Here is a 24,059-nt window from a genome sequence, read left to right as displayed (position 1 = left end):
CCCATGGGCCGGCGAAAAGGTGGGAGCGAGCACCCTCTCGGACCCTGTACCCTTTTAATCGGCCGGTCGGGATTCCCGCCGGGCATGGTGGGTGTAGCTCAGTTGGTAGAGCACCTGGTTGTGGTCCAGGTGGCCGCGGGTTCAAGTCCCGTCACTCACCCTGTTGAAGGGCCCCGGTACGCGGCCCTGTTGAAGGGCCCCGGTACGCGCGAGCGGACCGGGGCCCTTCGCGTTTGCGGAACCGCCGAACTCCTCCCTGTGGTCCTCGACCCAGGCGGCGAAGGAACGGGCCGGGTGCCCGGTGAGGAGCTCCACGGACCCGGATATCCGCGCGGGGACCCCGACCCCGGCGGCCCAGTGGGCCAGGAGCGCATCGGCGTACGGCCCGGGGAGGTACGCGGCGACCGAGTCCTTCCAGGCCTGCGGGGTCACCTCCTCGTGGGCCACGGGCCGCCCCAGCACCTCGGCGAGCACCTCCAGCTGGTCCAGGAAGGTCAGCGACCGCGGCCCCGTCAGGGTGTGGGTGCGGCCACCGAGCTCCGGGTCGGCGAGGACGGCGAAGGCCGCTTCGGCGAGGTCCGCCTCATGGACGGGATCGCTGTGCGAGCCGGGGTGGGGCAGCTGCACCGCCGCCCCGGAGCGGATGGACCGGGCCCAGCTGCGGGCATTGCTCGCGAAGGAGCCGGGGCGGAGCAGCGTGGTGCGCAGCGGCGCGGCCAGCAGGGCCTCCTCCACGGCGAGGTGGGACGCGGCCAGGGCGTTCTCGCGGGCGCCGGGGTCCAGGACGCTGGAGGAGGACAGCAGCACGACGTGCTCCACTCCGGCGCGGACGGCTTCCTCGACGAAGGCGTCGATGTGCTCGGCAGCGGCGTACAGGAACACCGAGCGGATGCCTTCGAGGGCGGCCGGGAAGGTCCCGGGGTCGGTCAGATCGCAGTGCACGGCCCCCGGGGGCGCACCCGTGGGCTCGCGGGAGGCGAGCCGATATGCGGCGCCGCGCTCGGCGAGGAGGGCGGCGAGACCTCGGGCGACGGCTCCGCGGCCTCCGGTGATGAGGACGGTCATGACGGTGGGTCCTTTCCTACGGCTTGATCTACGGGTTGATCTGCGGGTTGATCTGCGGGGTGCCGCGCGTTCGGCGGTGCGCCCGGTTACGATGAACATGTGACGCAGATTCTGTGCGACACAATCTCTGCGTCACACAGTTAAATTTGGAGCACGGAGATGCCGATGTCAACCGATTCACTTCCTTCGGGTGATTCCCCGGCCTGGAGCCGCGCCGAGCTGCTCGCGCGCGTCATCACCGAGAGCCAGCGGCACTACGCCGACTACTCCCTCTTCAGCCAGGCCATGGCCGACCACGTCGGCCTGCACCCCACCGACCTGCAGTGCATCGCGCTCCTCGACATCGAGCCCGGCCCCGTCAGCACCGGGGACATCGCCCGCCTCACCGGCCTGACCTCGGGCTCGGCCACCCGCCTCGTGGACCGCATGGTCAAGGCGGGCATCGTCGAGCGGCAGGCCGATCCGCACGACCGCCGCCGCTCCCTCGTCGCCCTCGCCCCCGAGGCCCGCGCACGCATCGGCGCGGCCTGGGAGACCCCGGGCCGCGCCTTCGGCGAGGTACTGGCGAGCTATTCGGACGCGGAGCTCCACGTCATCGCGGACTACCTGCACCGCGCCGCCGAAGTCGGCCGCGCCCAGGCCCACCGCCTCGCCTCGGGCACGGCCGACGCACCGACCGGCTGAGGGCGGCCGTCAGCCGCTCGTCGCCTTCAGCGCCTCCAACCCCTTCGCCAGGTCGTCGCGGTTCATCACGGGAGAGATCTCCACCTCCGCGTTGAACTGCATGAAGAGGTCCTCGCCCACGGGCGGCAGCTGCGAGCTGTCCTGCATGTCGAAGACGAGCCAACAGGTCCGCACCCCCTCCGACAGCCCGAAGTAGGCGGCCTCCGGCTTCAGGGTGTCCATCATCCTGCCCACCGCCGCGGGCAGGGCGCCGCTCTTGATGCCCTCATTGGCGGCGGTGGTGTCGAAATGGGCGCGGAGCATGACTCTCATGCGTGACTCCTTCCGTCACGCCCACACTCCGCGCGCCCACCCGCCCCGGCAACACGTCCGCACCCGTCAGTGGCCCTCGCCACCGCCGCCCGCGGCGCCCGCGCCCTGGATGTGGAAGTTGAACTCGGCGTGCCCCAGGGAGCCCATCAGCCGCAGCCAGATCGGCAGCAGCATCTCGGTGCCCCGCGCGGTCTCGATCCCGCCGAGGTCGAGGACGGCGTCCTGCGGCCAGCCGAAGGAGTACAGCAGCTCCCGCACCTCCTTCTTCGCCTCCGCGTCGTCCCCGGAGACGAAGACGTGGTGCTCACCGGCGACCCGGCCCGGGTCGACCATCACCGCGCACTGCATGGTGTTGAGGGTCTTGACCACGCGCAGCCCCGGGTGGGCGCGCTGGATCTGCTCGCCGAGGCTGTCGCTGTCGACCGGATCCAGGCCGGGCGGGAACCCGCGGGAGAAGTCGAGGGGGTTGGCGATGTCGATCAGCACCTTCCCCTCCAGGTGGGCGGGGTCCACCGTGGCCAGCGCCAGCAGGCTGGCCCGACCGCCGGTCGCGTTGACCAGCACCTCGGCCCCTTCCGCGGCCCGCGCGAAGGCGGCCAGCCCCACCTCGGGGTGGGCCGCCTGCCAGTCGGCGTAGGACGGGGCCGCGGGGTCGTCGCTCGTGTGGGCGAGCGTGGCGGCCGGGTCCCGGGTGCCGATCACCACGTCGTGGCCGACGGAGACGAGCTTCCCCGCGAGCGTCCGGCCGACGACCCCGGTGCCGAGGACTGCGTAGCGCATTGCGGACTTCCCTTCGTGGAGCGTGAGTTGAGGTCTCAACGACCCTGAAGGTAAGGGCTGACCGGGCCGCGGCACCAACAGGATGCGGCCGCTGCCGTCAGTCGAGGATCCCGATGTCGTAGAGCAGCCGGTACTTCGTCGGGTCGTCGGGGAGGAACCAGTGGAACCCCTCCTCGAAGAAGACGGCCACCACGTTCACCGCGATCACCGCGCCGAGGAACCACAGCGCGAACAGCCCCACCGTCCGGTACGGCCCGTCCTCCGGCACCGCCCGGTCCGCCGTCGCGTGCGCGAAGGCGAGGACGATGCCGATCGCGACCACCGAGGCCTGGAAGAGCACCCACGCCCAGACGTACAGGTGCAGGCCGAGGACCTCGCTCCCGAACCCCTTGTCCCCCGGCAGGATGTGCAGCATCGTCTGCCGCCAGGAGGCGAAGGAGCCGGCGATCACCGCGACCAGGGCCAGCCCCCAGCCCATCATGTAGTCCCGCCCGGTCACCGCCCCCGTGCGGATGCCCGTCCGGATGATGTACGCGGCCCCCATCGCGGCCAGCAGCATGAACATCCGCTGCACGATGCAGAGCGGGCACGGGTACTCCCAGAGCCCGAACTGGAAGAAGAGGCCCCCGCAGACGACCCCCGTCCAGCCGATGGCGAAGACGCAGGCGAACCAGTACTGGACCCGCCCCAGCAGCCCGCCCTCCAGCGGTGCCTCGGGCATGATGCTGCGCATCGCGGCCACGGTCAGTAGCTCAGGGTCAGGGCGAGGCTGCTGGTGATGTGGTGCGCCATCAGCAGGATCACGGCGAGCAGCATGACCCACCAGGCGCAGAGCACGATCGTCCGGGACGAGTCCCGGCACATCGCGATCATCGTGGCGAGGAGGCCGCCGAAGATTAGGGTGTCCATGCGCCGGACCGTACCGATCGCACGCCGCGCCCCTCACGAGGCGCGCCCCCGCCCGCCTGCGGTTACGTCACTTGCGCCGCCCCCGTGACGAACCCCGCCCCGGCGGCCCCGACCTCACCTGCTCCGCTTGCGCCGACCGCCCCGGCGGCCGCGCGCCCCGGCCGACCCGCCGCGGGTCCGCCCGTCCAGCGCGATCCACACCCGCACCTCGGTCCCCCCGAGCACCGAGCGCCCCAGCCGGACGTCCCCGCCGGTCGATTCCGCGACCCGGCGCACGATGTCCAGGCCCAGGCCCGTGGACCCGTCCCGGCCCCCGTCGTTCCCGCGCCGCAGCGCCGCGTCCGGGTCGGCGATCCCCGGCCCCGCGTCCGAGACCAGCACGATCACCGCGTCCGTCGCGTCGTGCACGTCCACCGCGAAGGGGGTGCCCTCGGGGGTGTGCCGGAAGACGTTGCCGAGCATCGCGTCCAGCGCGGCGGTCAGTTCCGGCCGGGCCACGGGGATCCGCACCACCCGGTCCACGCCCGCCAGCCGCACCTCGCGGCCCTCGTCCTCGGCCAGCGCCGACCAGAAGTCCATCCGCTCCCGGATCACCTCCGAGGCGTCGCACCCGCCGCCCGAGAAGCCCTGCGCGGCGGTCGGCCGCTGCTCGCGCGCGGTCCGGATGATGGTGTCCACCTCGCGCTCCAGCTGTTCGACGGCGGCCCGGGTCTGCTCGGCCGCCGGACCGTCCCCTAGTGAGGCCGCGTTGAGCCGCAGCACCGTCAGCGGCGTGCGCAGCCGGTGCGAGAGGTCGGCGGCCAGCTCCCGCTCGCTGGCGAGGAGTTCCACGACCTGGTCCGCCATGGAGTTGAACGCGACGGCGGCCGAGCGGAGTTCCTTCGGCCCCTCCTCGGGCACCCGCGCGCCCAGCTTCCCCTCGCCGAGCCGGTGCGCGGCGTCCGCGAGGCGTTCGGCCGGGCGCACCAGGCGCGCGCCGAGCCGGTCCGCGACCGCCACCGAGCCCACGATCAGGGCGAGTCCGACGCCCGCGAGGACCAGCCAGGCCGTGGTGACCCCGTTGCTGACCTCGCTCTCCGGCACGTAGATCTCGATCACCGCGATGTCGCCGGAGGAGAGGGCGGTCGGCTGGAGCAGCGCCGAACCGCCGCCCGCCACCGACGTGGTCATCCCGCGCCCGTAGCCGCGGGTCTCGGCGACCGCCTGCGCTCCCGCCCAGCCCGCGCCGCTCTCCCCGGGCCCGCCGATGTCCACCGCGGCGGCGCCGGCGACGGCCGGGACGTGCACGGCCATCCGGCGGGCCGCGCCCATCTGCGTGGACTCGACGGCCTTGCGCAGCTGGAGCGGGTCGGTGGTGATGGAGAGGGTGGGGCCGATGGTGGCGGCCTGCCGTTCGGCGTTGGAGAAGGCCCGGTCGCTGGCCATCTCCCGGACGACCAGCCCGAGCGGGACGGCGAAGGCCGCGACGACCATGGTGGTGACCGCGAGGCACACCTTGACGAGCGCCCACCTCATCGCGGGCCGCCCGCGGGGTCGGGGCCCACACCGTCGGCGGGGCTCACAGGGGCGGCTCCAGCTTGACGCCCACACCCCGCAGCGTGTGCAGGTAGCGCGGGCTGGCCGCCGTCTCGCCGAGCTTGCGGCGCAGCCAGGACAGGTGGACGTCGATCGTCTGGTCGTCGCCGTAGGACTGCTGCCACACCTCGGCCAGCAGCTCCCGCCGGGCCACGACCACCCCGGGCCGCCCGGCCAGGAAGGTCAGCAGGTCGAACTCGCGCCGGGTCAGGTCCAGTACGGCCCCGTCCAGCTCGGCCTGGCGGCGCAGCGGGTCGATGGCCAGCCCGCCCACCCGCAGCACCCGCGAGGGCGGTTCGGCGCCGGTGGCGGCGCGCGAGCGGCGCAGGACGGCGGCCATCCGGGCGGAGAGGTGCTCGACGGAGAAGGGCTTGATGAGGTAGTCGTCGGCCCCGTCGTTGAGCAGCCGGACGATCTCCGCCTCGTCGTCGCGCGCGGTCGCGATGATCACCGGTACGTCGGTGATCCCGCGCAGCATCTTCAGCGCCTCCGAACCGTCCAGGTCGGGCAGCCCGAGGTCCAGGATGACCACGTCGAAGCGGTGGTGCGCGACCTCGCGCAGGGCCTCCAGGGCGGTGCCGACGCTCCGCACGGTGTGGGAGGCCTCGGTCAGGTGCCGGATGAGGGCGGAACGTACGAACTGGTCGTCCTCGACCACGAGCACACTTGCCATGAGCGGCACCGTACGCCATTAGAGGGACCCCCGGAGCCCTCGGACCGCCACTCGATCGGGTGGTGCAGTATGACCCCTGATGCATCGAGGACTTGTCCACGCACTGGCCTGGACGCTGGCGACCGGAGCAGCGGTGACGCTCTCGTGGTGGGGCGTGCACACCGTCATGTCCGGTACGGCCTACGATCCTCCGCGCGCCGTGCCGCTGACCGCGCTGCCGCGCTCCTCCTCGACCGGGGACGCCCGGACGCCCGCCCCCGCGTCCTCCGCCCCGTCCTCCCCCGCTCCGTCGCCGAGCGCGTCCGCGTCCGCCGCGGTCCCGTCACCGAGCGCCCGGACGTCCTCGCCGCCGCCGCGGGAGCAGTCGTACGGCCGGCCCGGGGGCGAGGACGGCGGGAGCGTGCGCAGCTACGCGGTCACGGGCGGCCGGGTCGTCTTCGACCTCGGCGGCGCCGCGGGGCAGTTGGTCTCCGCGACCCCGGACGCGGGGTGGCGGATGCAGGTGTGGAAGCAGTCGGAGTGGATCCGGGTGAACTTCACCCGGGACAACCGGGCGGTGTCCGTCTTCTGCACCTGGAACGGGCACCCGCCGCTGGTCGAGGTCGTCGACGGCTGAGGCCGGATCGCAGCCGGTGGACCGCGCTCAGCGGAAGACGGACGGCGGCGGCGCCGGCGAGGCCACCGCGGCCGCGTCGGCCACCGGCGCGGCGCCGCCCGCGAAGGCGGCCAGTTCGCGTCCGTGCTCGACCCGCCCCGGATGCGGGTCGCTCGCCACCCGCCGGGTGAATTCGGCGACCGGCAGCTCCCGGTCGGCGGCCACGAGCACCGCGTTGCCGAAGCGCTTGCCCCGCCAGACCACCGGGTCAGCGGCCATCGCCAGCTGCCCGAACCGGGAGGCGGCGGTGGCGATCTGCCCCCGCAGGTGCGCGAGCGGCGGACCGTCCGCGAGGTTGGCGACGTACCACCCCGTGGGGTTCAGCACCCGGCGCACGTCGTCCAGGAACTCGGTGCTGGTCAGGTGCGCGGGGGTGCGCGCGCCGCCGAACACGTCGGCGATCACGAGGTCCGCCCAGCCGTCCGGGACCTTGCCCATCCCGGCCCGGGCGTCGGTGGTCCGGACCCGGACCCGCGCCTGGGGGTCCAGCGGGAGGTGGGCCCGTACGAAGGCCACCAGGCCCGCGTCGATCTCCACGACCTGCTGGGTGGAGCGGGGGCGGGTGGCCGCGGTGTAGCGGGCCAGGGTGAAGGCTCCGCCGCCCAGGTGCAGCACGTTGAGGGGCTGTCGGGCGGGCGCGACCAGGTCGATGAGGTGCCCGATCCGGCGCTGGTAGGAGAAGTCCAGGTACTGCGGGTCGTCCAGGTCCACGTGGGACTGCGGGGCGCCGTCGATCAGCAGGGTCCAGGCGTGGGAGCGCTCGCGGTCCGGTGCCAGCTCCGCCGTGCCGCCGTCGACCGGCCCGACGAGGGGCCCGGCGGCCGCCGTGCGTCCGCTCCCGCTCGCACTGCCGCTCCCGCTGCCGCCCCGTTCGCCGCGCTGCCTACCCTTTGCCATGCCGCCATTATGACGTCGTCCCAGCTCACGAGCCCGTCACCGCTGCCTCAGCGGCAGTTGTCGGCGGCCTCGATCAGCCGGGCCGCCTCGCCGAGGGCTGCGCGCAGCACCTCCGGATCGGTGACCGGACCGGTGCTGTCCGGGGGCAGCAGCCAGCCGGTGCCGCCCGCCGTGGGGGAATCCCCGAAGAGCCGGATCCCACGCCCGTTGGTCTGCGTACAGGCGCTGCCCGGCATGTCCCAGGCGTCGGCGGTGCCGGGCGGCACCAGGAACCCGAGGGTGTCGCCGGAGTCGTCGTGCAGGACCGGGCCCACTCCGCTGTCCCGGGCGGCGGCGCGGCGGATGATGTCCACCGCCTCCAGCCCCTGTCGTGCGGGCACGGTCACCAGGTCCGGGGCCGGGGCGCCCGCCAGGGTTCCGGTCGGGGCCGTGCCCGGCTCGGTCGCGGTGTTCGTGCCACTGGTCTCCATGCCGCCCTCCAACAAGGGAACCCCTCCTCGATGCGCGTGCCGGCCGGGAGTCTCCTCCCGGTCCGCATGGTTCAACGCACGGAGTCGTCAACGGGTGCGGCGACAGGACGCCGCAAAGGATGGCAGTTCATGGCGGATCGCGGGTGAGATATCCGTTTTGTAGGCAAACACCGTGTGGGTCGCCCCTCCCTGGCGGTACGTTCGTGCGCGCCGGGCCCCAGATCGCCGGCAGCGTTCCTCGCCAGAGAGGCCACGTCCATGGCGGCGTCCCCCCACTCACCCAACTCGTCGTTCCGACGCCTCCGGGGACAGCGTTCCCCCGCTGAGTTCGCGGGCATGGTGCGCCGGGCGGCGAAAGAGATCGGAGAAACGGTTTCCTGCGACGCCCGCTACATCGGTCGGGTCGAGTCGGGGGAGATCCGCTGTCCCAACTACGCCTACGAGCGCGTCTTTCTGCACATGTTTCCCGGGCGGACGCTCGCCGATCTCGGCTTCTCCCCCCGCGAGGCGGTACGCGGCCGGTCCGCGCACCGGATCCCCTCGCCCCGGATCCCCTCAGCACCCCTGTCCCTGTTCCCAGGCTTCACGCATTCCTCCAAGGAGAGCGACGTGCTGCGTCGCGCATTCATGGCGGGTGGCTCCGCGACCGTCGCGGCGGCCGCGACGCTCAACCTGACCCTCCTCGGCGACAACCGCCGGGTCCCCGCGCGGGCCGGTGAGTCCGAGGCCGCGGCGGTCGAGGACGCCGTACGCCAGATCCGCCTGCTGGACGACCGGCACGGCGCGGACGCCCTCTACCGCAAGGCCGCCGAACCGCTGCGCACCGCCTACGCGCTGCTGGACGCCGGCGCCACCCGCCAGTCCACCGAGGACCGGCTGCACGCGGGCGCCGGCGAGCTGGCCATCTCGGTGGGCTGGCTGGCCCACGACTCGGGCCGCTTCGAGGACGCGCGTTCGCACTACGCGGAGGCCCTCGCCACCGCCCGGGTCTCCGGGGACGCGGCCCTGGAAGCGCACGCTTTCAGCAACGCCGCCTTCCTCGCCGGGGACTGCGGGCGGCCCCGCGAATCCGTCCGGGCGGCCCAGGCCGGCGCCCGGGCGGCCCGCAGCCTCGGCTCCGCCCGGCTGCTGTCCCTGCTGGCCCTGCGCGAGGCGGGCGGCTGGGCCGGGATGGCGGACCGCAGGTCCTGCGAGGACGCGCTGACCCGCGCCCACACCCACTTCTCGCGCGGCCCGGCCGCCGCCGACCCCGAGTGGATGTCGTTCTTCGGCGAGGCGGAGCTGGAGTTCCTGGAGGCCCGCTGCTGGGCGGCCCTGGGCGAGTACTCCCGCGCCGCCCGGCACGCGCGGCGGGCCGCCGACCTCCAGGACCCGCACTTCGCCCGCAACGTCGCCCTCTACACCTCGGAGCTGGCCGACGACCTGGCCCGCGCGGGCGCCCCGGACGAGGCGGCCTGGGCGGGCCACCGGGTCCTGGACCTGCTGGCCGAGGTGCAGTCGACCCGGGTCGAGTCGATGCTGTCCGGGACGGCCCGCGCGCTGGTCCCGCACCAGCGCTCACCGCGCGTCGGCGCCTTCCTGACCCGGCACGCCTCGACCTGACCCGGCGGGGGCCGGCCCCCGCGGTCGCTCGGCCCTGCGCCCACGCGCCTACGTGTCCAGGTGCCCGGTGTCGTTCCAGCGCTCCAGCGCCGGGTCTCCGTAGGCCCAGCCGAGGACGGACAGCGAGGTCGGGTCCAGTTTGATCCGGGCGCCGAAGGAGAGGTCCAGGCCGAGCCAGCGGGCGGCGAGGGCCCGCAGGATGTGGCCGTGGGCGAAGATCAGCACGTCGCGCTCGGACGAGCGGGCCCAGGTGACCACCTCGTCCGCCCGCGCGGAGACGTCGGCGATCGTCTCGCCGCCGCGCGCCCCGTCGCGCCAGATGAGCCAACCGGGTTGGACCGCGTGGATCTCGGCCGGGGTCATGCCCTCGTAGTCGCCGTAGTCCCACTCCATGAGGGTGTCCCAGGGCGTCGCCTGGAGCCCGAAGCCCGCGAGGTCGCAGCTCTCGCTCGCGCGGATCAGCGGGCTGGTGCGGACCTCGATCCCCGGCAGGCCCGCCCAGGGGTCGCGGACCAGGCGCTCGCCGAGCAGCTTCGCGCCCCGCTTCCCCTCTTCCAGCAGCGGGACGTCCGTACGTCCCGTGTGCTTGCCGGACAAGGACCAGGCGGTCTGTCCGTGGCGGGCCAGCAGGATGCGGGGGGCCATGTCGTTTTCTCCCGGTCCGTGAGGGTTCACCGGCGTTGTCAGCTTCGCCAGCGTTGTCGCGCGTATGCCGTGGATCATATGGTCTGTCTTCAGGCCATCATCCATCACACGAACGCCAGGCAACCTCCCGGCGCTCATCCGCGTCTTACACCGTATGACTAATTGGCGACGGCCCACTCGATGGTGGGCCGAACTGCTGCTCCTGGGCCTCGTGTACGGCGCCTATTCGGGCGGCCGGCTCCTGGCCCGGGGCGACGTGCAGCTCGCCGTCGATCACGGCCTCGCGATCCTGCGTTTCGAGCGCGGCCTGTCCATCGACTTCGAGAGCCCCCTCAACCGGCTCTTCAGCACCCACGCGTGGCTCGGCATACCCGCCGACTTCGTCTACGCCTCGCTGCACTACCTGGTCACCCCGGCCGTACTGATCTGGGTCTACCACCGGCGCCCCGAGCGCTACCGCACGGCCCGGACCTGGCTGGTCTCCTCCACCCTGCTCGGGCTCGTCGGCTTCGCCCTGGTGCCCACCTGCCCGCCGCGGCTGCTCCACCTCGCCCACGGGTTCACCGACACCATGGCCCAGTACAGCGCGTACGGCTGGTGGGGCGCCGAGGCCAGCGCACCGCGCGGGCTCGGCTCCTTCACCAACCAGTACGCGGCGATGCCGAGCCTGCACGTCGGCTGGGCGCTGTGGTGCGGGGTGCTGCTGTGGCGCTACGGGCGCCACCCGCTGCTGCGGGTGCTGGGCGCGGCGTACCCGCTGCTGACCACCCTCGTCGTGATGGGCACCGCCAACCACTACTTCCTCGACGCCGTCGCCGGAGCGGGCGTCATGGGCGTCGGCTTCCTGATCGCGCTGGGCGTGGAGCGGCTCGCCGGACGCCGGTCCGCCGCTGCCGCTGCCGCTGCCGCTCCTGCCACTGCGACCCCGGTGGCCTCGGCCGCCTCGGCCGCCACTGCGCCGGGAGCCGGTTTCCGCCGTAAGTCCACGATTGTCAGTGGCGGATGGGAGACTTCCGCGGGTGAGCTCCTTCCCGCCCAGCGGCCCCCCGCAGCCGACGACGCTCCGGCAACGGCTCGCTGATCTGCGCGGCCCCGCCGTGCCGCCACGCCCGCTCGACGCCCGGGCGCTGGCGGCCCTCGCCGCCAACCCCGGCTGCGGCAGACGGGCGCTGTTGGACGGCGCCGGGGTGGACAAGACCGCGCTGGCCTCGGCGCTCGGCTCGCCGGCCGGCTTCGGGCAGTCGCAGTTCGCGATGATCCGCGGCAACTCCTTCGAGGCCAAGGTCAAGGGCGACGGCGGCGCCGAGCTGCTGCGCCTGGTGCACGCGCACCTGGGCGCCGGGGCCGAAGCGCCGACCCGGGGCGCCCTCGTCCCCGACCTGACCGCGGCCGGGCCCGAGGGCCGCGCCGCGCGGACCGCGCTGGCGCTGCGCGAGGCGACGGCGGCGGCCGCCTGGACCCTGCTCGACCATCCGATGCTCGCGCTGGAGGTCGCCGGCTCCCCCGCCTACCTGGAGCCCGACGCCGTCGTGGTGCATCCCGACGGACGCTGGACCGTCGTCGAGATCAAGTCCTTCCCGATGATCGACGGGACGGCGGACGCGGCGAAGGCCGGCGCCGCGGCCCGCCAGTCCGCGGTCTACGTGCTGGCCCTGGAGCGGATCGCCGCCGTGCTGACGGGCGCCACCGTCGCGCACGCGGCCCTGCTGGTCTGCCCCAAGGACTTCTCCAACCTGCCCACCGCGGCGGTCCTCGACATCCGCAAGCAGCGCTCGGTGACGGCGCGCCAGCTGGCCCGGCTCACCCGGATCGAGGAGCTGGCCGCGGAGCTGCCCGAGGGGCTGAGCTTCGACCCGGCCCGGCCCGCCGACGAGCTGACCGAGGCGGTCGAGGCGGTCGACGCCGCCTACGCCCCCGAGTGCCTGGCCTCCTGCGAGCTGGCCTTCCACTGCCGGGAGCGGTCCCGCGCGGCCGATGCGGCGGGCGCGCTCGGCCGGTCCGTCCGGGGCGAGCTGGGCGCGCTGACCACGGTCGGCGCGGCGCTGGCGGCCGCCGCCGGAGCGGGCGCGCCCGGCGATCCGACCGCCGAGGCGCTGTACCGGGCGGCCCGGCTGCGCGCCGAGGCCCTGGAATTCTCCGCCGTCCGCTCGGACCCGCTTCCGGAGGCCGTCGCATGCCCCTGCTGAGCACACTGGCCCGGCTCCAGGCCGTCCGCGCGGGGCGCGCGCAGCCCTTGGCCACCGTCCGGCACCGGCACCTGGGCGCCCGCCCGCTGGTGTTCGTCCCGCTGACCACGGCGGGCGAGGCGGGGGCCCCGCTGGGCGCGCTGGTGGGCACCGACCGGGAGCGGCCGCGGCTGCTCGTCGTGACGCAGCCGCGCGACCGGGACCTGCGCTGGCGGTTCCTCGCCGCGCTGGCGGACGAGGTGGTGCCGTACCTCGACGCGTACGCGGACGAGGTCGAGGCGGCCGAGCGGACCGAGACGGACCCGACGACCGGCAAGAAGGTCAAGGTGGCCGCCGAGCTGTGCGCGGACGCGCCGCAGCTGATCGTGCCGAGCCGGGCGGGCGTCGAGTACGTCCGGCTGCTGGGGCGCTCGATGCGGTTCCGGCGGACGGCCGAGGAGGATCCGGACGCCCCCTACCCCGCTCCGCCGCTGGTGCCGCTGCTCGGCCGCTGGTTCACCCATCTCGCGGAGCGCTCCCGGGTGCCGGGCTCCTCGATGCTGCTGTCCGCGACGGAACTGCTGGCCCGGCACTGGGCGAGCGGTCAGAGCAATCTGGAGGACCAGCACCTGGGCGCGGTGCTGGCCTGGCTGGACCCGCCGGCGGGGGAATCGGGCGCGGCGGCCGCGCTGCGCGCGGAGCTGGGTCGGGACCGGGACGGTCAGCTGCTCGTCCCCCCGGCGGGGCCCGCCACCGACCCGGCCTTCGACAACCGGCTGCTGGCTCCCGCCATGAGCCGCTTCGACGCGGCCCGCGGCGCCGATCCGCGCGTCGAGGAGGCGGTGGAGCGGGCCGGCCGCGAGGTGCACCGGCTGGTCGAGTCGCAGCTGCGGCCGACCTGGGACGCGGTGTGGCGGTCCCTGGACCTGCTGCACGGGCTGCCCGAGGGCGCGTACGTCGAACAGCGCTGGACCCGTGACCGCTGGTCCTTCACCGGCCACCGGGACCGGGTCCGGGCGGGCGAGCCTCCGCAGCCCCGTCGTGACGACGCGGTGACGGCGGCGCAGAAGCTGGCCACCCGCGAGACCGAGCAGGTCCGGGTGGAAGCCCAGGAGGCGCTGGACGACCCGCTGGTGATGGCGGGGCGGCGGCTCGCGGGCGAGGCCTTCGCCGGCGAGGTCACCGAGGTGGTCATGGAGTGGACGCAGGCCAAGCGGCCCAGTCCCCGCCCGCTGGTGACGGTGGCGACGGAGGACCGGCCGCAGCTGCCCGAGGACGGCGGCCGGGCGAAGGTGTACCGCGCGCTGGACGGGCGCCCGCAGTCGGCCGAGTTCGTGGGCTACGCCGGGCCCAAGGAGGACGGGCTGCTGGTGCTGCGGCTGCTGGACAAGATGGGCCGCGGCAAGGAGCCGGACGCGGGCTCGGTGCCGGGCAAGGGCGACCGGGTGTGCTGGACGCTCTTCGAGCACGACGCGCGGGGCGGGCCGAAGCTGCCCGACCCGGAGAACACGCCGTGGACGCACGGCGGACCGCCCGGCTCCGCGGGCTCCGCCACGGCGCCGCAGCCCGACGCCGTGACCGACGAGGACATCCTGTGACCACGATCCTGTCCGCGCCCGCGCCGGATGCCGACCCGGGCGCCGCCGCCGCGCGGGCCACCGAGGCGATCCTGCACGACACCCTGCACGGCGCCGAGCGGGGCGTGGTCGTCGATTCCCCGCCCGGGGCCGGGAAGTCCACCCTGGTGGTGCGGGCGGCCCGGGAGCTCGCCGCGGCGGGGCGCCGGATGATGATCGTGGCGCAGACCAACGCGCAGGTGGACGACCTGGTGCTGCGGCTCGCCGAGAAGGACCCGCAGCTGCGGGTGGGGCGGCTGCACAGCAGTGACGGCGACGCCTACGACAAGGCGCTGCTGGAGCTGGAGTCGGTGACGCTCTCGGCGAAGGCGGGCGACCTGGCCGGGCTGCCGGTCGTCATCTCGACGGCGGCGAAGTGGGCCCACACCCAGAACGTGGAGCCGTGGGAGCACGCGATCGTGGACGAGGCGTACCAGATGCGCTCCGACGCGCTGCTGGCCGTGGCCGGCCTGTTCGAACGGGCGCTGTTCGTGGGCGATCCGGGCCAGCTCGACCCCTTCAGCGTGGTCGGCGCCGAGCAGTGGGCGGGCCTGTCCTACGACCCGTCCGCCTCCGCGGTCTCCACCCTGCTCGCGCACAACCCGCAGCTGCCGCAGCACCGGCTGCCGGTGTCCTGGCGGCTCCCGGCGTCGGCCGCGCCGCTGGTCTCCCGCGCCTTCTACCCGTACGCCCGCTTCCGCAGCGGCACGGACCACGGTGAGCGGCGGCTCTCGTACGGCGTGCCCTCGGACGGGTCGGGTCCTGACCGGGTCCTCGACGAGGCCGCCGAGTCCGGGTGGGGCCTGCTGGAGCTGCCGGCCCGGCACACGCCGCGCACCGACCCGGAGGCGGTGGGGGCGGTGGCCCTGGTGGTCCGGCGGGCGCTGGACCGGGGCGCGGTGACCACGGACGAGCGCGGCCCGGGTCCGGCGCCGCTGACCGCGGACCGCATCGCGGTCGGCACGGCCCACCGCGACCAGGCCGCGGCGATCCGCGCGGCCCTGGCCGGGCTGGGGGTCACCGGGGTGACGGTGGACACCGCGAACCGGCTCCAGGGCCGCGAGTACGACCTCACGGTGGTCCTGCACCCCCTGTCGGGCCGCCCGGACGCGACGGCCTTCCACCTGGAGACGGGCCGGCTGTGCGTCCTGGCCTCCCGCCACCGGCACGCCTGCGTGGTGGTGGCCCGCGCGGGCATAGCGCGCCTCCTGGACGACCACCCCTCGACGGAACCGGTCCAGCTGGGCGTGACCATGAAGTTCCCGGACGGGTGGGAGGCCAACCACTCGGTCCTGGCACACCTCTCGGAGCACCGGGTCGCCTGGAAGCCGTAGCCACGGCGCGCGACACGCGGGAGGGGTCGTACGCGCGTTCCAGCGTCGCGGGGCCCCTTGGGGCGGGCTTGCGCGGCGCTGGACAATGGACGGTGGCCCGGAAGGAATTCGTCCACGAAGCAGGAGGACACGCATGGCAGAGCCCGAGCGCACCGAGCGGAGGCTGCGGCCCGCCCCGCTGCTCTTCGAGCCCTCGGACGCGGCCACGGATCCGGAGCACTTCTTCGATCTCGAATCCATCGAGGACCCGCGCGAGCTGCTGGCCCGCGCCACCGAACTCGCGCTCGCCTTCCGGGCGGCGCAGGACCGGGCGGTCGAGTTCCAGGCCATGGCGGCCGCCCAACTGGCGGACCCGCGCCGGTTCGACCGGCTCTCGCCGGCGGCCATCGGCGAGTCCGCGCAGTGGTCCGAGGACTACGCCGAGAAGATGATCGACTTCGGCGAGGGCCTGCTGCGGGGCGGTGCGGAGAGCCGCTGACGCAGCCGCCCGCACGCCTGTTCCGGCATATGCGCAGCGCAAGATACCCCAGCACGACCCGCACTGTCCGGGTTTCCCGTAACTCCGCGGAACCGGGGCGCTACGGCCGGTAGACCTGCCGCATGACCACGATGACGACGGCTACCGGCTGCCCCGCCCTCCACGGACCCGCGACCCACGTCACCCCGCAGGGCGCCGCGTGGCTCGCCTCCGCCTCGCCCTACCCGCGCAGCACGCTCGCGCTGTGGCAGGACCGGCCCACGGCCCCCGCGGTGCTGCCGTGCGGCACCGCCTTCGACGTCGTCAACGTCCCCGCGGTCTTCGGGCGCCGGATGCTGGACCTGCTGTGGGCCGAAGGGCCGGGCTGCGGGCCGGTGGCCGTGCACCGCGGTCGGATGCTGCTGTTCGCGGCCCCCGGCACGGCCCAACGGCTGCCCGCGCTGCTCGACTGGGAGGAGTGGGGCGAGGCCCACGGCGCGGCCCCGGGGCGGCTGCCCGCACCGCTCTGCCACGGCCGGGGCGACGCCGTGACCGTACCGGCGCTGACCGCCGCGCCCGGGGCCGCGCCGAGCCACTCGCGCTGGGTGGTGGCGCCGGACGCCCGGCTGCCCTGGCTGCCGGGGCCGGAGGCCCTGCTGTGGGCCTGCGTCCGGGCCGCCCGCACCGGCGGCGGCACCGGCGCCGCCGCCGCGGGCGCGCCGGACCTGCGGATATCGATTTTTCCTTCCGCCGGTCCGGATGCTAATGTCTACGACGTCAGCACGCGCCGCTAGCTCAGTTGGTTAGAGCAGCTGACTCTTAATCAGCGGGTCCGGGGTTCGAGTCCCTGGCGGCGCACAGCGAGGCAATCGCCTGACTAGGCCGTTCTCCCTTCGGGGAGAACGGCCTTTGGCGTTTCTAGGGCCCAGTGCTAGCGAGGGGCCAACCGCGCCGCCACCCGACCGCGCGGGCTTCGGCTGCGGCACCAGCGCGATGGCTGCTTCGGCGTTGGCGTCGAACTCGCGACCTTCAAACAGAAGAGGTTTCCGACGCCGCTCGGCTTGGCTGCGTCGTCGCACGCGGAGCGGGAGTCTTGCATTGCGGGGTGTCCACGAGGGTGGGCATGGTTGAGGTGTGAGGCCCCGCACGGTGCTGGTCGAGCTCTATGACGGCGTCGAGCGCTGGGACGTCACCGGCCCGTGGGCGTGCTGGCCGGGCCAACGCCTACTTTGCACCCACGGCCCCGGGAGATCGGTGGCTGGCCGACGATCGTCAGCACGAGACCAAGGGGCTCGGTGTTGACGGTCGCCAGACGGCTGTCCATGCAGAAGGGAGATCCGGAGATGTCGACGACAGATAAGCTCGACGAGATTGGTGACCTGCTCACCGCTGCGCCCCTGGCCGGGTTCGATGTGGAGATGGTGGTGGCGGACGACTCCGAGGACATTGAGGCGCCTCCGATTACCGTCCTCGCCCAGACCGACGATGTCTTGATCTATGACGTGAACTGCGCCACCGGAGCCACGACGAAGTTCGCAATCCCCATCACCGCCTGGGGTTGGAAAACTCGCCTCGGGTACTTCCGTGCCAATGGGAGCCGTATCGGACTGAGTCCTACGTTCGAGTGGAACCGCTCCTTTTACCCGGGCTCCAACCCGTCGGTCCGCTTCAGGGGAACTTTGCCGCCTGGGACGAAGGACCTACGCGCCTTCTGGTGGTACGACGGCGGCCAGACGTGGTGGAACAAAAAGACGATCAGCTGCTGAGCGCCGTCGTTGACCGCCCTTGGACGGGCTCTGAGAGCCTTCAGGGCCCACAAGGTGAAGGTGTCCCACAAGGCAGTAGGGGCTGCGAGGGTCCGATTGGAGCGACGTGCGCTACTACATGTATGTCTCCGAGAGCAAGGTTGACATGCTGTTCCAGCAGATCCCGCGGAAGCTGCTCCCGCAGTTGGCCACCGAGGCAAAGGTGGATCTGAAGTTTCTGAGCCTTGCCGTGCAGAAGGAAGCAAGCCCCGAGCCGAGCATGTACGAGCGGCTGAACGTCGTCGAGGGGTACCTCGACAGGGAATACAGCATCGGGTGGATGACTGAGCCCACGACCTGGTTCCGGGGCGAACTCGGGCTTCAGATCGCCGGATATGAAGACGTGACAGGCCCAGTGTTCATGACCGGTCGGCAAGCTCACACAGTCGTTGCACTGATCGGATCAGCGCACCACCTGCTAGGACACAACACCCCGACTGAACACATCCCAGGGTCTTATTCCATGCTGCCACCGCTGTTCCAGCTGCTGCGTGAGGCCCGGGAGAACTGGCACATTGCACCTCCCGACTCGCGGACGAGAGTCCTGGACGGACCATGGAATGAGCAGCAAGCCCTCGCCGACGTCCTCGACTTCTCCGGTGGATTGAGGAGTCCGGGCGTCAAATGTGAGTTCCTTGCGCGTCGTCTGCTCCACGGCACCCACATTGCTGAAAACGGAGTACTCGACATCGTCATCGGTACACCTCTGTACGTCGCGATGGCCGAGGACGAAAGTGCCTGACAGCGCTGACAACGACTTTCCAGGCCCGGCCGAGCTGTCCGTGAGGCATGGGCGCCTCCATGATCGATGCAACGGACGCGGCGTTCATGACCGCCCCCGTGCCAGCGCGAGGCCAACGGCTGCGCCGAAGCACCCCACCGAGCGTCGGTTGGGGCCGACACACCCTGATATCCGCTGCCCTGCGAGAACGGTAAGGCGCGACCTTACTCGTCACCGTCCGACTCGTCGTCCATCGGACTCTTAATCAGCGGGTCCGGGGTTCGAGTCCCTGGCGGCGCACAGACGGAGGAAGGCCCCCACGCGAGTGGGGGCCTTCTTCGTGTTCCGCCGTCCCGTACTAGCTGGTGATCTTCACCGTGTAGGCGCCGGACTGGGTGCGGTCGGCCACCTCGATGGTGATCCGCTCCCCCGGCACGGTGAAGGTCTCCCCGACCTCCAGCGGCGCGTCCGCGAGCGGCGGGTAGACCGAGCGCCCCCAGCAGGCGTCGGTGTCCGGGTGGCCGTCCAGCACCTCGATCGGGCCGCCGCCGGACGCGGGCTCGTTGCGCACCCGGTAGACCAGGACGCCCTCGGTGCAGGTGGTCCCGTCGTTGCCCGCGGAGCCCCGGGCCTCGATGGCGATCGCGCTGCCGGGGCCCGTACGGACCACCGCGAGCCGGGTCCCGACCGATCCGCCCCGCTGCGGGGCCTGGCCCAGCGGCTGGAGGGTGTGCAGCGAGGTGCCGCCGCGCACGCAGTCGACCTGGCCGGGGCCGAGCCAGCCCAGCTTCCACTTGTGCCAGGCGAAGAGGTCCGGGGCCATCCCGAACTGGCTGCCCATCACGTCCCAGTCCCCGACGTAGGTGTCCCAGTCCCCCTTGCCGTCGGTCGGCCGGTGGTAGAGGTCGGGCAGGTCGAAGACGTGCCCGGTCTCGTGCGCCAGGACGTTGCGGTCCGGGGGGTGCTTCTCGAAGACCGTGACGATCCGCCGCAGGTCGGTGCCGTCGGCGCGCAGCGGCCGGTCGAAGTTGACGACCTTGGTGGCGTCGGAGTCCACCCCGGGCGCGTCCGGGTCGGCGACGAAGTACACGATGTCGTACTTGCTGAAGTCGACCGCCGGGTCGGCGGTGGCGACCGCGTCGCGCAGGTACGCCGCCCGGGACTCGGGGGCCCAGTCGCGCTGTATCCCGTAGGCGGTGGAGGGCTTGGGCATCCGCATCCACTGCCGCTGGGGGTGCGGGACGAGCCGGAAGCGGCCGTAGGAGGCCCGCTCGAAGAAGTCGCTGGTGGCCGGGAAGTAGTCACCGGTCAGCTGCTCGGGGGTGGTGAGCGGCCGGGAGTCCGGGAAGGACAGGAAGACCATCAGGGCGTTGAGGGAACGTTCCGGCTTGGGATAGGCGCCGTTCCAGGTGTCCAGGCCGAGCGAGTGGTGCGCCTGCGTGCGGGTCAGCTCGCACGGCCCGGACCCGGGATCGGCCACCGCCGGACCCGCCACGAGCGAGATCGCGGCGATGGCCGCGAGGGAGGTGAGGGCGGCCGCGGCACTGCGCACGCGGTAGCGCTCCACTCCCCCGGGTGTCTGCTGCAGCGGCACATCGACCTCCGGTGGTGGATTTCGTAACATCCCACCCACCTTGCGGCGATTGTCTTACTAATGTCCTGTTCCGGTGCCCCACACGAGTGAGCGATCCGGCATCCCGGTGACCCCGACGCTTTACGCGCATATCCAGCTGTGCCTACAGAACGTCACGAGCGATCAGTCGAGGTCAGGCGCGGACTCCGCGCGCTCACAGCTGTGCAGAAACGATCGAGCGACGAAGGCCCGACACACCGTCAGCACGCCGACCCGGCGGGCTCCGCACGGCGCCGCCGCTGGATAGGGCCTCCCGGCAACCTCTATGATCGGCACACTTTCCTGCGCGGAGACCACGAGCACTGCGGGAGCCAACGGTGAGCGGAACCTCAGAAGGAACCGGTTCGGCGGCCGACAGCATCCGCCAGACCACTACGGAGCGTCACCCGGCCGCACCGGCCGTACCGGCCGCGTCGACCGCGCCCTCGGGCACCTCCGGCCGGGCCGCGGCGGGACGGACCGCGGTGCGCGAATCCGAGCCGCGCGAGTCAGAACTACGCGAGTCCGAACCGCGCGAGTCAGAACTGCGCGACTACCGGGCCGCGTTCAACGCGGCCCACCTCGCGATGGCCGTCGTCGACCGGGACGGCTTCGTCGTCAGCGCCAACGCGGCCCTCGCCGGGCTGCTGGGCACCGAGCCGCACGCCCTCGACGGGCAGAACGCGGCCGACCTGGTGGACCTGGCCGCCGAGGCCCGCACCTGGCAGGCCTACCGCGAGGTGCTGCGCGGCCGGCGGGCCCGGCTGCGCTGCACCCGCCGGCTCAAACACCCCGACGGGCACTCCCTGTGGACCGAGATCACGCTGGGGCCGGTGCCCGGGACCGGCGACGTCCTGCTCTCGGTCGCCGACATCAGCGACCGGCGCGACCTGCAGGCCCGGCTGCGGCACCTGCAGATGCACGACCCGGTCACCCGGCTGCCCAACCGGGCGCTCTTCTTCGAACGGTTGTCGGCCGCCCTGGAGACCCCGTCCTACGAGCGGGGCGGGACCGGCCGGATCGGCCTGTGCTACCTCGACCTCGACGGGTTCAAGGCGGTCAACGACACCCTGGGCCACCGGGTGGGCGACCGGCTGCTGACCGCCGTCGCGGCCCGGCTCACCCACTGCGCGGACCAGTCCGGCTACGGGCGCACGGGCGGCCACCTGGTCGCGCGGCTCGGCGGCGACGAGTTCGCGCTGCTCGTGGAGGACTCCACCGGCACCGAACAGCTCGCGGACCTGGCCCGGTCCGCGCTGGCGGCCGTACAGGAGCCCTTCGACCTGGCCGGGCAGCGGCTGTCGGTCTCCGCGTCCATCGGCGTGGTGGAGCGGGTGACGGCCGGCACCTCGGCGACGGCCCTCATGCAGGCGGCCGACACCACGCTCTACTGGGCGAAGGAGGACGGCAAGGCCCGCTGGACGCTCTTCGACCCCGAGCGCAACGCCCACCGGATGACCCGCCAGGCCCTGTCGTCGACGCTGCGACCGGCCGTGGAGCGGGACGAGTTCGTGCTGGAGTACCAGCCGCTGGTGGACCTGGAGAGCGGGGTGGTGCGGGGCGTGGAGGCCCTGGTGCGCTGGAACCACCCGCAGTTCGGAACGCTCACGCCGAATCGGTTCATCGGGATCGCCGAAGAGGACGGCTCCATCGTCCAGTTGGGGCAGTGGGTGCTGCGGACCGCCTGCCGCCAGGCGCGCCGGTGGCAGATCGAACACCCCAGTGACGCACCGGTCTTCGTCTCCGTGAACGTCGCGGTGCGCCAGGTGTGGGACTCGGACCTGGTCGGTGACGTGGCGGAGATCCTGGCGGAGACCGGGCTCGCGCCGCAGCTGCTCCAGCTGGAGCTGACCGAGTCGGCGGTGATGGGCTCGGCGGGCCGGCCGCTCCAGGCCCTCCAGGCGCTCAGCGACATGGGCGTGCGGATCGCCATCGACGACTTCGGCACGGGCTACTCGAACCTGGCCTACCTGTCCCGGCTGCCGGTCTCGGTGCTGAAGCTGGACGGCTCCTTCGTGCGCGGCTTCCGCTACGAGGAGGGGGCCCACCCGAACCCGGCCGACGAGACCATCGTCGAGGCCCTGGTGCAGCTCGCGCACCGGCTGGGCCTGACGGTGACCGCCGAGTGCGTGGAGACCGCGGGCCAGGCGGCCCGGCTGCGCCGGGTGGGCTGCGACACCGGCCAGGGCTGGCTGTACTCCCGCGCGGTGGCCCCGGAGCGGATCGCCGAGATGATCAGCGCCCGCCCGCAGGACCTCGCCCGCTGAACCTCCCGGCGGCCCGACCGGGCGACCGCCCGGCGAACACCGCCGCCCCCGACCCTGGCGGGGTCGGGGGCGGCGCTCGCTCGGCGCGGGGTGGGGGGATCAGCAGGCGCCGAGGTCCTTCCAGACACCCCAGGCACCGGTGGTGCCGGGCACCTCGTTCTGCGTCCACCACTGGGCCTGCCACTTGTGGCCGCCGTAGGAGACCTGCTGGCCACCGGTGTAGATGGTGCCGCCGACGTAGGCCGCGACCGCTCCGCAACCCGCGGGCGGGGTGGTGGGAGGCGTGGTCGGCGGGGTGGTCGGGGGCGTGGTCGGCGGCGTCGTGGGAGGCGTCGTCGGCGGGGTGGTCGGCGGCTGGGTGGTGCCGCCGAGGGCGTCCGAGATCTGGTTCAGCAGGGTGGTCTTGTCGTCCAGGCCGAGCAGGGAGTACATCATCGCGCCGGCCAGGCCGCGCTGCTTGCCGTAGTCGACCCGGGCCTGGATGGACTTCTGGTTCAGGCCGGTGAAGAACTCGCCGTCCTTGTAGAAGTAGGACGCCTTGGCCTGGTCGTCCCAGAAGGTGGTGGCCGGGTTGTCGACGATCCCGCCCAGCTCCTTGTAGTTGGCGATGCCCGCCTGCTGGCTGGTGGGCCGGGCGGCCGAGGGGCCGGTGGCCGTCTGGGCGAGGCCGTTGGTGGTGCCGGCCGGGACGCCCTTCCAACCGCGGTAGTAGAACTCGTAGCCCAGGGTCAGCTTGTTGGCCGGGAAGCCGCCCGCGATGCCGTAGGCCGCGTTGCCGTCGATCCAGGAGTCGATGGCGTTCTTGATGCCGTACTTCTGGGTGCCCGGCGCGATCGGGTCGGTCGGGTCGGCGGCCGAGTTCAGCAGCGGGGACTGGTGGTAGGTGGGCCCGTCGCCGTCCCAGGCGCCGTGCATGTCGTAGGTCATGATGTTCGCGTAGTCGAGGTACGCGCCGATCTTGTCCGTCTCGATGTACTTGATCTTGTCCTGGCCCGCCGGGAGGGCCGAGGTCAGCAGGTACTTCTTGCCGCCGTTGGCCGTGCCGTAGGCATCGAGCTGCTCGCGGAACTCCTTGAGCAGGAGCGTGTAGTTGGCCTTGTCCTCGGGGCCCGTGTGGTTGCCCAGGTGGCCGCCGGTGGAGCCGGGGTACTCCCAGTCGATGTCGATGCCGTCGAAGATCCCGGCCGCGCTGCCGGCGCCGCCGTAACCGCCCTCGACCGGCAGGTTGCCCTTGATGTACTGGTCGATGCAGGAGGAGACGAACTTCTTCCGGCTGGCGTCGGTGAGCGCCGCGTCGTGGAAGTACTTGGAGTAGGTCCAGCCGCCGATCGATATGTTGATCTTGAGGTGCGGGTACTTCGCCTTCAACTGCTTGAACTGGTTCATCACGCCGACGATCGGCTGGTCCCACTTGTCGGCGACGCCGCTGACGCTGTCGGCCGCGCTGAAGGACTTCTGGTAGTCGGCGTAGGAGTCCCCGGCGCCGTCACCGGCGTTGGGGTTGTTGTCGTCGCCCGCCGCCTTGTTCGCCTCGAAACAGGTGAGGTTGGTGGGGTGGATGTTCCCGAACGAGTAGTTCAGGACGTCCAGCTTGCCGGCGATCCCCCGAGTGTCGAGCTGCTTCGGGTAGAAGGCGTTCCCGTACACGCTCCACTGGTCGTAGTAGGCGATCTTGACGCCACCACCGGCCGCCGCGGCGGTCGTCGAGGAGTCCGCGGCCTGTGCGGTGCCGAGGCCGGCGAAGGTGGCGAGCACCCCGGCGGCGAGGGCGGCCGTGGTGGCCGCCGCTACGAGGGGTTTACGGATGTGCATGGG

At 72.8% G+C, this 24,059-nt stretch carries 24 protein-coding genes and 2 tRNA genes; 14 read left to right on the top strand and 12 right to left on the bottom strand.

Going from position 1 to position 24,059, the window contains the following annotated elements; translation table 11 throughout:
• Positions 1-87: 87 nt before the first annotated feature.
• Positions 88-160: transfer RNA gene (locus ACIQWR_RS05160), tRNA-His, on the top strand.
• On the opposite strand, the gene ACIQWR_RS05155 is transcribed toward ACIQWR_RS05160, so the two are convergent.
• Complete coding sequence (locus ACIQWR_RS05155) at positions 142-1,065, bottom strand: NAD(P)H-binding protein (RefSeq protein WP_404005227.1); 924 nt, start codon at positions 1,063-1,065, stop codon at positions 142-144. The genes ACIQWR_RS05160 and ACIQWR_RS05155 overlap by 19 nt on opposite strands.
• Before the next feature lie 165 nt (positions 1,066-1,230).
• Between ACIQWR_RS05155 and ACIQWR_RS05150 the strand changes: the two genes are divergently transcribed.
• Entirely contained in the window at positions 1,231-1,749 is a 519-nt protein-coding gene (locus ACIQWR_RS05150) for a MarR family winged helix-turn-helix transcriptional regulator (protein ID WP_404005225.1), read from the top strand.
• A gap of 9 nt (positions 1,750-1,758) precedes the next feature.
• On the opposite strand, the gene ACIQWR_RS05145 is transcribed toward ACIQWR_RS05150, so the two are convergent.
• The 6 genes from ACIQWR_RS05145 to ACIQWR_RS05120 form a co-directional block, all read right to left on the bottom strand.
• Entirely contained in the window at positions 1,759-2,061 is a 303-nt protein-coding gene (locus ACIQWR_RS05145; protein WP_399266985.1) for a hypothetical protein, read from the bottom strand.
• A gap of 66 nt (positions 2,062-2,127) precedes the next feature.
• Entirely contained in the window at positions 2,128-2,841 is a 714-nt protein-coding gene (locus ACIQWR_RS05140; protein WP_404005224.1) for an NADPH-dependent F420 reductase, read from the bottom strand.
• A 97-nt stretch (positions 2,842-2,938) separates the two neighbouring features.
• The gene (locus ACIQWR_RS05135; protein ID WP_404005223.1) at positions 2,939-3,574 is read right to left on the bottom strand and encodes a disulfide bond formation protein B; all 636 of its coding nucleotides are present in this window, start codon (positions 3,572-3,574) and stop codon (positions 2,939-2,941) included.
• 11 nt (positions 3,575-3,585) lie between these two features.
• Complete coding sequence (locus tag ACIQWR_RS05130; protein ID WP_404005222.1) at positions 3,586-3,750, bottom strand: DUF5993 family protein; 165 nt, start codon at positions 3,748-3,750, stop codon at positions 3,586-3,588.
• A gap of 114 nt (positions 3,751-3,864) precedes the next feature.
• Entirely contained in the window at positions 3,865-5,265 is a 1,401-nt protein-coding gene (locus ACIQWR_RS05125; RefSeq protein WP_404005221.1) for a sensor histidine kinase, read from the bottom strand.
• 43 nt (positions 5,266-5,308) lie between these two features.
• Complete coding sequence (locus ACIQWR_RS05120) at positions 5,309-5,998, bottom strand: response regulator transcription factor (RefSeq protein ID WP_385772660.1); 690 nt, start codon at positions 5,996-5,998, stop codon at positions 5,309-5,311.
• 79 nt (positions 5,999-6,077) lie between these two features.
• Here ACIQWR_RS05120 and ACIQWR_RS05115 point away from each other — a divergent pair, with 79 nt between their 5' ends.
• On the top strand, positions 6,078-6,614 hold the full coding sequence (locus ACIQWR_RS05115; protein WP_404005220.1) for a hypothetical protein: 537 nt from the start codon (positions 6,078-6,080) through the stop codon (positions 6,612-6,614).
• A 27-nt stretch (positions 6,615-6,641) separates the two neighbouring features.
• On the opposite strand, the gene ACIQWR_RS05110 is transcribed toward ACIQWR_RS05115, so the two are convergent.
• Both ACIQWR_RS05110 and ACIQWR_RS05105 read right to left on the bottom strand, forming a co-directional pair.
• Positions 6,642-7,550 (bottom strand): spermidine synthase, encoded by a 909-nt coding sequence (locus tag ACIQWR_RS05110; protein ID WP_404005219.1) that lies wholly within the window; start codon positions 7,548-7,550, stop codon positions 6,642-6,644.
• Between the two features lie 47 nt (positions 7,551-7,597).
• Positions 7,598-8,020 (bottom strand): hypothetical protein, encoded by a 423-nt coding sequence (locus ACIQWR_RS05105; protein WP_404005218.1) that lies wholly within the window; start codon positions 8,018-8,020, stop codon positions 7,598-7,600.
• A 258-nt stretch (positions 8,021-8,278) separates the two neighbouring features.
• Here ACIQWR_RS05105 and ACIQWR_RS05100 point away from each other — a divergent pair, with 258 nt between their 5' ends.
• Positions 8,279-9,622, top strand: a complete 1,344-nt coding sequence (locus ACIQWR_RS05100; protein WP_404005216.1) for a tetratricopeptide repeat protein — start codon at positions 8,279-8,281, stop codon at positions 9,620-9,622.
• Positions 9,623-9,670: 48 nt separating this feature from the next.
• Here the strand turns inward: ACIQWR_RS05100 and ACIQWR_RS05095 are convergent, their stop codons facing one another.
• Positions 9,671-10,267, bottom strand: coding sequence for a histidine phosphatase family protein (locus ACIQWR_RS05095; RefSeq protein ID WP_404005215.1), 597 nt, complete (start codon positions 10,265-10,267; stop codon positions 9,671-9,673).
• A 154-nt stretch (positions 10,268-10,421) separates the two neighbouring features.
• On the opposite strand from ACIQWR_RS05095, the gene ACIQWR_RS05090 reads away from it, so the two are divergent.
• From ACIQWR_RS05090 to ACIQWR_RS05050, 9 genes are all read left to right on the top strand, one after another.
• Positions 10,422-11,348 carry a phosphatase PAP2 family protein gene (locus ACIQWR_RS05090; RefSeq protein ID WP_404005214.1) on the top strand — a complete coding sequence of 309 codons (927 nt, stop codon included), beginning with the start codon at positions 10,422-10,424 and terminating at the stop codon, positions 11,346-11,348.
• Positions 11,287-12,453 carry a hypothetical protein gene (locus tag ACIQWR_RS05085; protein WP_404005212.1) on the top strand — a complete coding sequence of 389 codons (1,167 nt, stop codon included), beginning with the start codon at positions 11,287-11,289 and terminating at the stop codon, positions 12,451-12,453. The genes ACIQWR_RS05090 and ACIQWR_RS05085 overlap by 62 nt, the downstream gene beginning before the upstream one ends.
• On the top strand, positions 12,441-14,030 hold the full coding sequence (locus tag ACIQWR_RS05080) for a hypothetical protein (protein WP_404005210.1): 1,590 nt from the start codon (positions 12,441-12,443) through the stop codon (positions 14,028-14,030). Before ACIQWR_RS05085 ends, ACIQWR_RS05080 begins: the two co-directional genes overlap by 13 nt.
• Entirely contained in the window at positions 14,027-15,382 is a 1,356-nt protein-coding gene (locus ACIQWR_RS05075) for an AAA domain-containing protein (RefSeq protein ID WP_404005209.1), read from the top strand. Before ACIQWR_RS05080 ends, ACIQWR_RS05075 begins: the two co-directional genes overlap by 4 nt.
• 133 nt (positions 15,383-15,515) lie before the next feature.
• Positions 15,516-15,860 carry a hypothetical protein gene (locus ACIQWR_RS05070; protein WP_354382508.1) on the top strand — a complete coding sequence of 115 codons (345 nt, stop codon included), beginning with the start codon at positions 15,516-15,518 and terminating at the stop codon, positions 15,858-15,860.
• A 122-nt stretch (positions 15,861-15,982) separates the two neighbouring features.
• Positions 15,983-16,633: a bifunctional DNA primase/polymerase gene (locus tag ACIQWR_RS05065; protein WP_404005207.1), complete on the top strand. Its 651-nt coding sequence runs from the start codon at positions 15,983-15,985 to the stop codon at positions 16,631-16,633.
• Positions 16,624-16,697: transfer RNA gene (locus ACIQWR_RS05060), tRNA-Lys, on the top strand. The genes ACIQWR_RS05065 and ACIQWR_RS05060 overlap by 10 nt, the downstream gene beginning before the upstream one ends.
• Positions 16,698-17,182: 485 nt before the next feature.
• Positions 17,183-17,605, top strand: a complete 423-nt coding sequence (locus ACIQWR_RS05055; RefSeq protein ID WP_404005206.1) for a hypothetical protein — start codon at positions 17,183-17,185, stop codon at positions 17,603-17,605.
• Positions 17,606-17,711: 106 nt separating this feature from the next.
• Positions 17,712-18,386: a DUF7019 family protein gene (locus ACIQWR_RS05050; protein WP_404005204.1), complete on the top strand. Its 675-nt coding sequence runs from the start codon at positions 17,712-17,714 to the stop codon at positions 18,384-18,386.
• Between the two features lie 337 nt (positions 18,387-18,723).
• Here ACIQWR_RS05050 and ACIQWR_RS05045 read toward each other — a convergent pair whose 3' ends face one another.
• On the bottom strand, positions 18,724-19,989 hold the full coding sequence (locus tag ACIQWR_RS05045; protein ID WP_399267001.1) for a M6 family metalloprotease domain-containing protein: 1,266 nt from the start codon (positions 19,987-19,989) through the stop codon (positions 18,724-18,726).
• A 326-nt stretch (positions 19,990-20,315) separates the two neighbouring features.
• Between ACIQWR_RS05045 and ACIQWR_RS05040 the strand changes: the two genes are divergently transcribed.
• The gene (locus tag ACIQWR_RS05040) at positions 20,316-22,244 is read left to right on the top strand and encodes a putative bifunctional diguanylate cyclase/phosphodiesterase (protein WP_404005202.1); all 1,929 of its coding nucleotides are present in this window, start codon (positions 20,316-20,318) and stop codon (positions 22,242-22,244) included.
• A gap of 99 nt (positions 22,245-22,343) precedes the next feature.
• Here ACIQWR_RS05040 and ACIQWR_RS05035 read toward each other — a convergent pair whose 3' ends face one another.
• Positions 22,344-24,056, bottom strand: coding sequence for a glycosyl hydrolase family 18 protein (locus ACIQWR_RS05035; RefSeq protein WP_404005201.1), 1,713 nt, complete (start codon positions 24,054-24,056; stop codon positions 22,344-22,346).
• Positions 24,057-24,059: the final 3 nt, after the last annotated feature.

This window comes from Streptomyces sp. NPDC098789 (genome assembly GCF_044759975.1).
In the GTDB taxonomy this organism is placed as follows: domain Bacteria; phylum Actinomycetota; class Actinomycetes; order Streptomycetales; family Streptomycetaceae; genus Streptomyces.
The sequence above is the reverse complement of the archived record's forward strand: the minus strand, read 5'-3'. Positions and strand labels throughout refer to the sequence as shown.

Bases quoted from the DNA above. Each gene is read 5' to 3' on its own strand.
- ACIQWR_RS05155 (WP_404005227.1), bottom strand. From the start codon at position 1,065: ATGACCGTCCTCATCACCGGAGGCCGCGGAGCCGTCGCCCGAGGTCTC.
- ACIQWR_RS05150 (WP_404005225.1), top strand. From the start codon at position 1,231: ATGTCAACCGATTCACTTCCTTCGGGTGATTCCCCGGCCTGGAGCCGC.
- ACIQWR_RS05145 (WP_399266985.1), bottom strand. From the start codon at position 2,061: ATGAGAGTCATGCTCCGCGCCCATTTCGACACCACCGCCGCCAATGAG.
- ACIQWR_RS05140 (WP_404005224.1), bottom strand. From the start codon at position 2,841: ATGCGCTACGCAGTCCTCGGCACCGGGGTCGTCGGCCGGACGCTCGCG.
- ACIQWR_RS05135 (WP_404005223.1), bottom strand. From the start codon at position 3,574: ATGCGCAGCATCATGCCCGAGGCACCGCTGGAGGGCGGGCTGCTGGGG.
- ACIQWR_RS05130 (WP_404005222.1), bottom strand. From the start codon at position 3,750: ATGGACACCCTAATCTTCGGCGGCCTCCTCGCCACGATGATCGCGATG.
- ACIQWR_RS05125 (WP_404005221.1), bottom strand. From the start codon at position 5,265: ATGAGGTGGGCGCTCGTCAAGGTGTGCCTCGCGGTCACCACCATGGTC.
- ACIQWR_RS05120 (WP_385772660.1), bottom strand. From the start codon at position 5,998: ATGGCAAGTGTGCTCGTGGTCGAGGACGACCAGTTCGTACGTTCCGCC.
- ACIQWR_RS05115 (WP_404005220.1), top strand. From the start codon at position 6,078: ATGCATCGAGGACTTGTCCACGCACTGGCCTGGACGCTGGCGACCGGA.
- ACIQWR_RS05110 (WP_404005219.1), bottom strand. From the start codon at position 7,550: ATGGCAAAGGGTAGGCAGCGCGGCGAACGGGGCGGCAGCGGGAGCGGC.
- ACIQWR_RS05105 (WP_404005218.1), bottom strand. From the start codon at position 8,020: ATGGAGACCAGTGGCACGAACACCGCGACCGAGCCGGGCACGGCCCCG.
- ACIQWR_RS05100 (WP_404005216.1), top strand. From the start codon at position 8,279: ATGGCGGCGTCCCCCCACTCACCCAACTCGTCGTTCCGACGCCTCCGG.
- ACIQWR_RS05095 (WP_404005215.1), bottom strand. From the start codon at position 10,267: ATGGCCCCCCGCATCCTGCTGGCCCGCCACGGACAGACCGCCTGGTCC.
- ACIQWR_RS05090 (WP_404005214.1), top strand. From the start codon at position 10,422: ATGACTAATTGGCGACGGCCCACTCGATGGTGGGCCGAACTGCTGCTC.
- ACIQWR_RS05080 (WP_404005210.1), top strand. From the start codon at position 12,441: ATGCCCCTGCTGAGCACACTGGCCCGGCTCCAGGCCGTCCGCGCGGGG.
- ACIQWR_RS05070 (WP_354382508.1), top strand. From the start codon at position 15,516: ATGGCAGAGCCCGAGCGCACCGAGCGGAGGCTGCGGCCCGCCCCGCTG.
- ACIQWR_RS05065 (WP_404005207.1), top strand. From the start codon at position 15,983: ATGACCACGATGACGACGGCTACCGGCTGCCCCGCCCTCCACGGACCC.
- ACIQWR_RS05055 (WP_404005206.1), top strand. From the start codon at position 17,183: ATGTCGACGACAGATAAGCTCGACGAGATTGGTGACCTGCTCACCGCT.
- ACIQWR_RS05045 (WP_399267001.1), bottom strand. From the start codon at position 19,989: ATGTTACGAAATCCACCACCGGAGGTCGATGTGCCGCTGCAGCAGACA.
- ACIQWR_RS05035 (WP_404005201.1), bottom strand. From the start codon at position 24,056: ATGCACATCCGTAAACCCCTCGTAGCGGCGGCCACCACGGCCGCCCTC.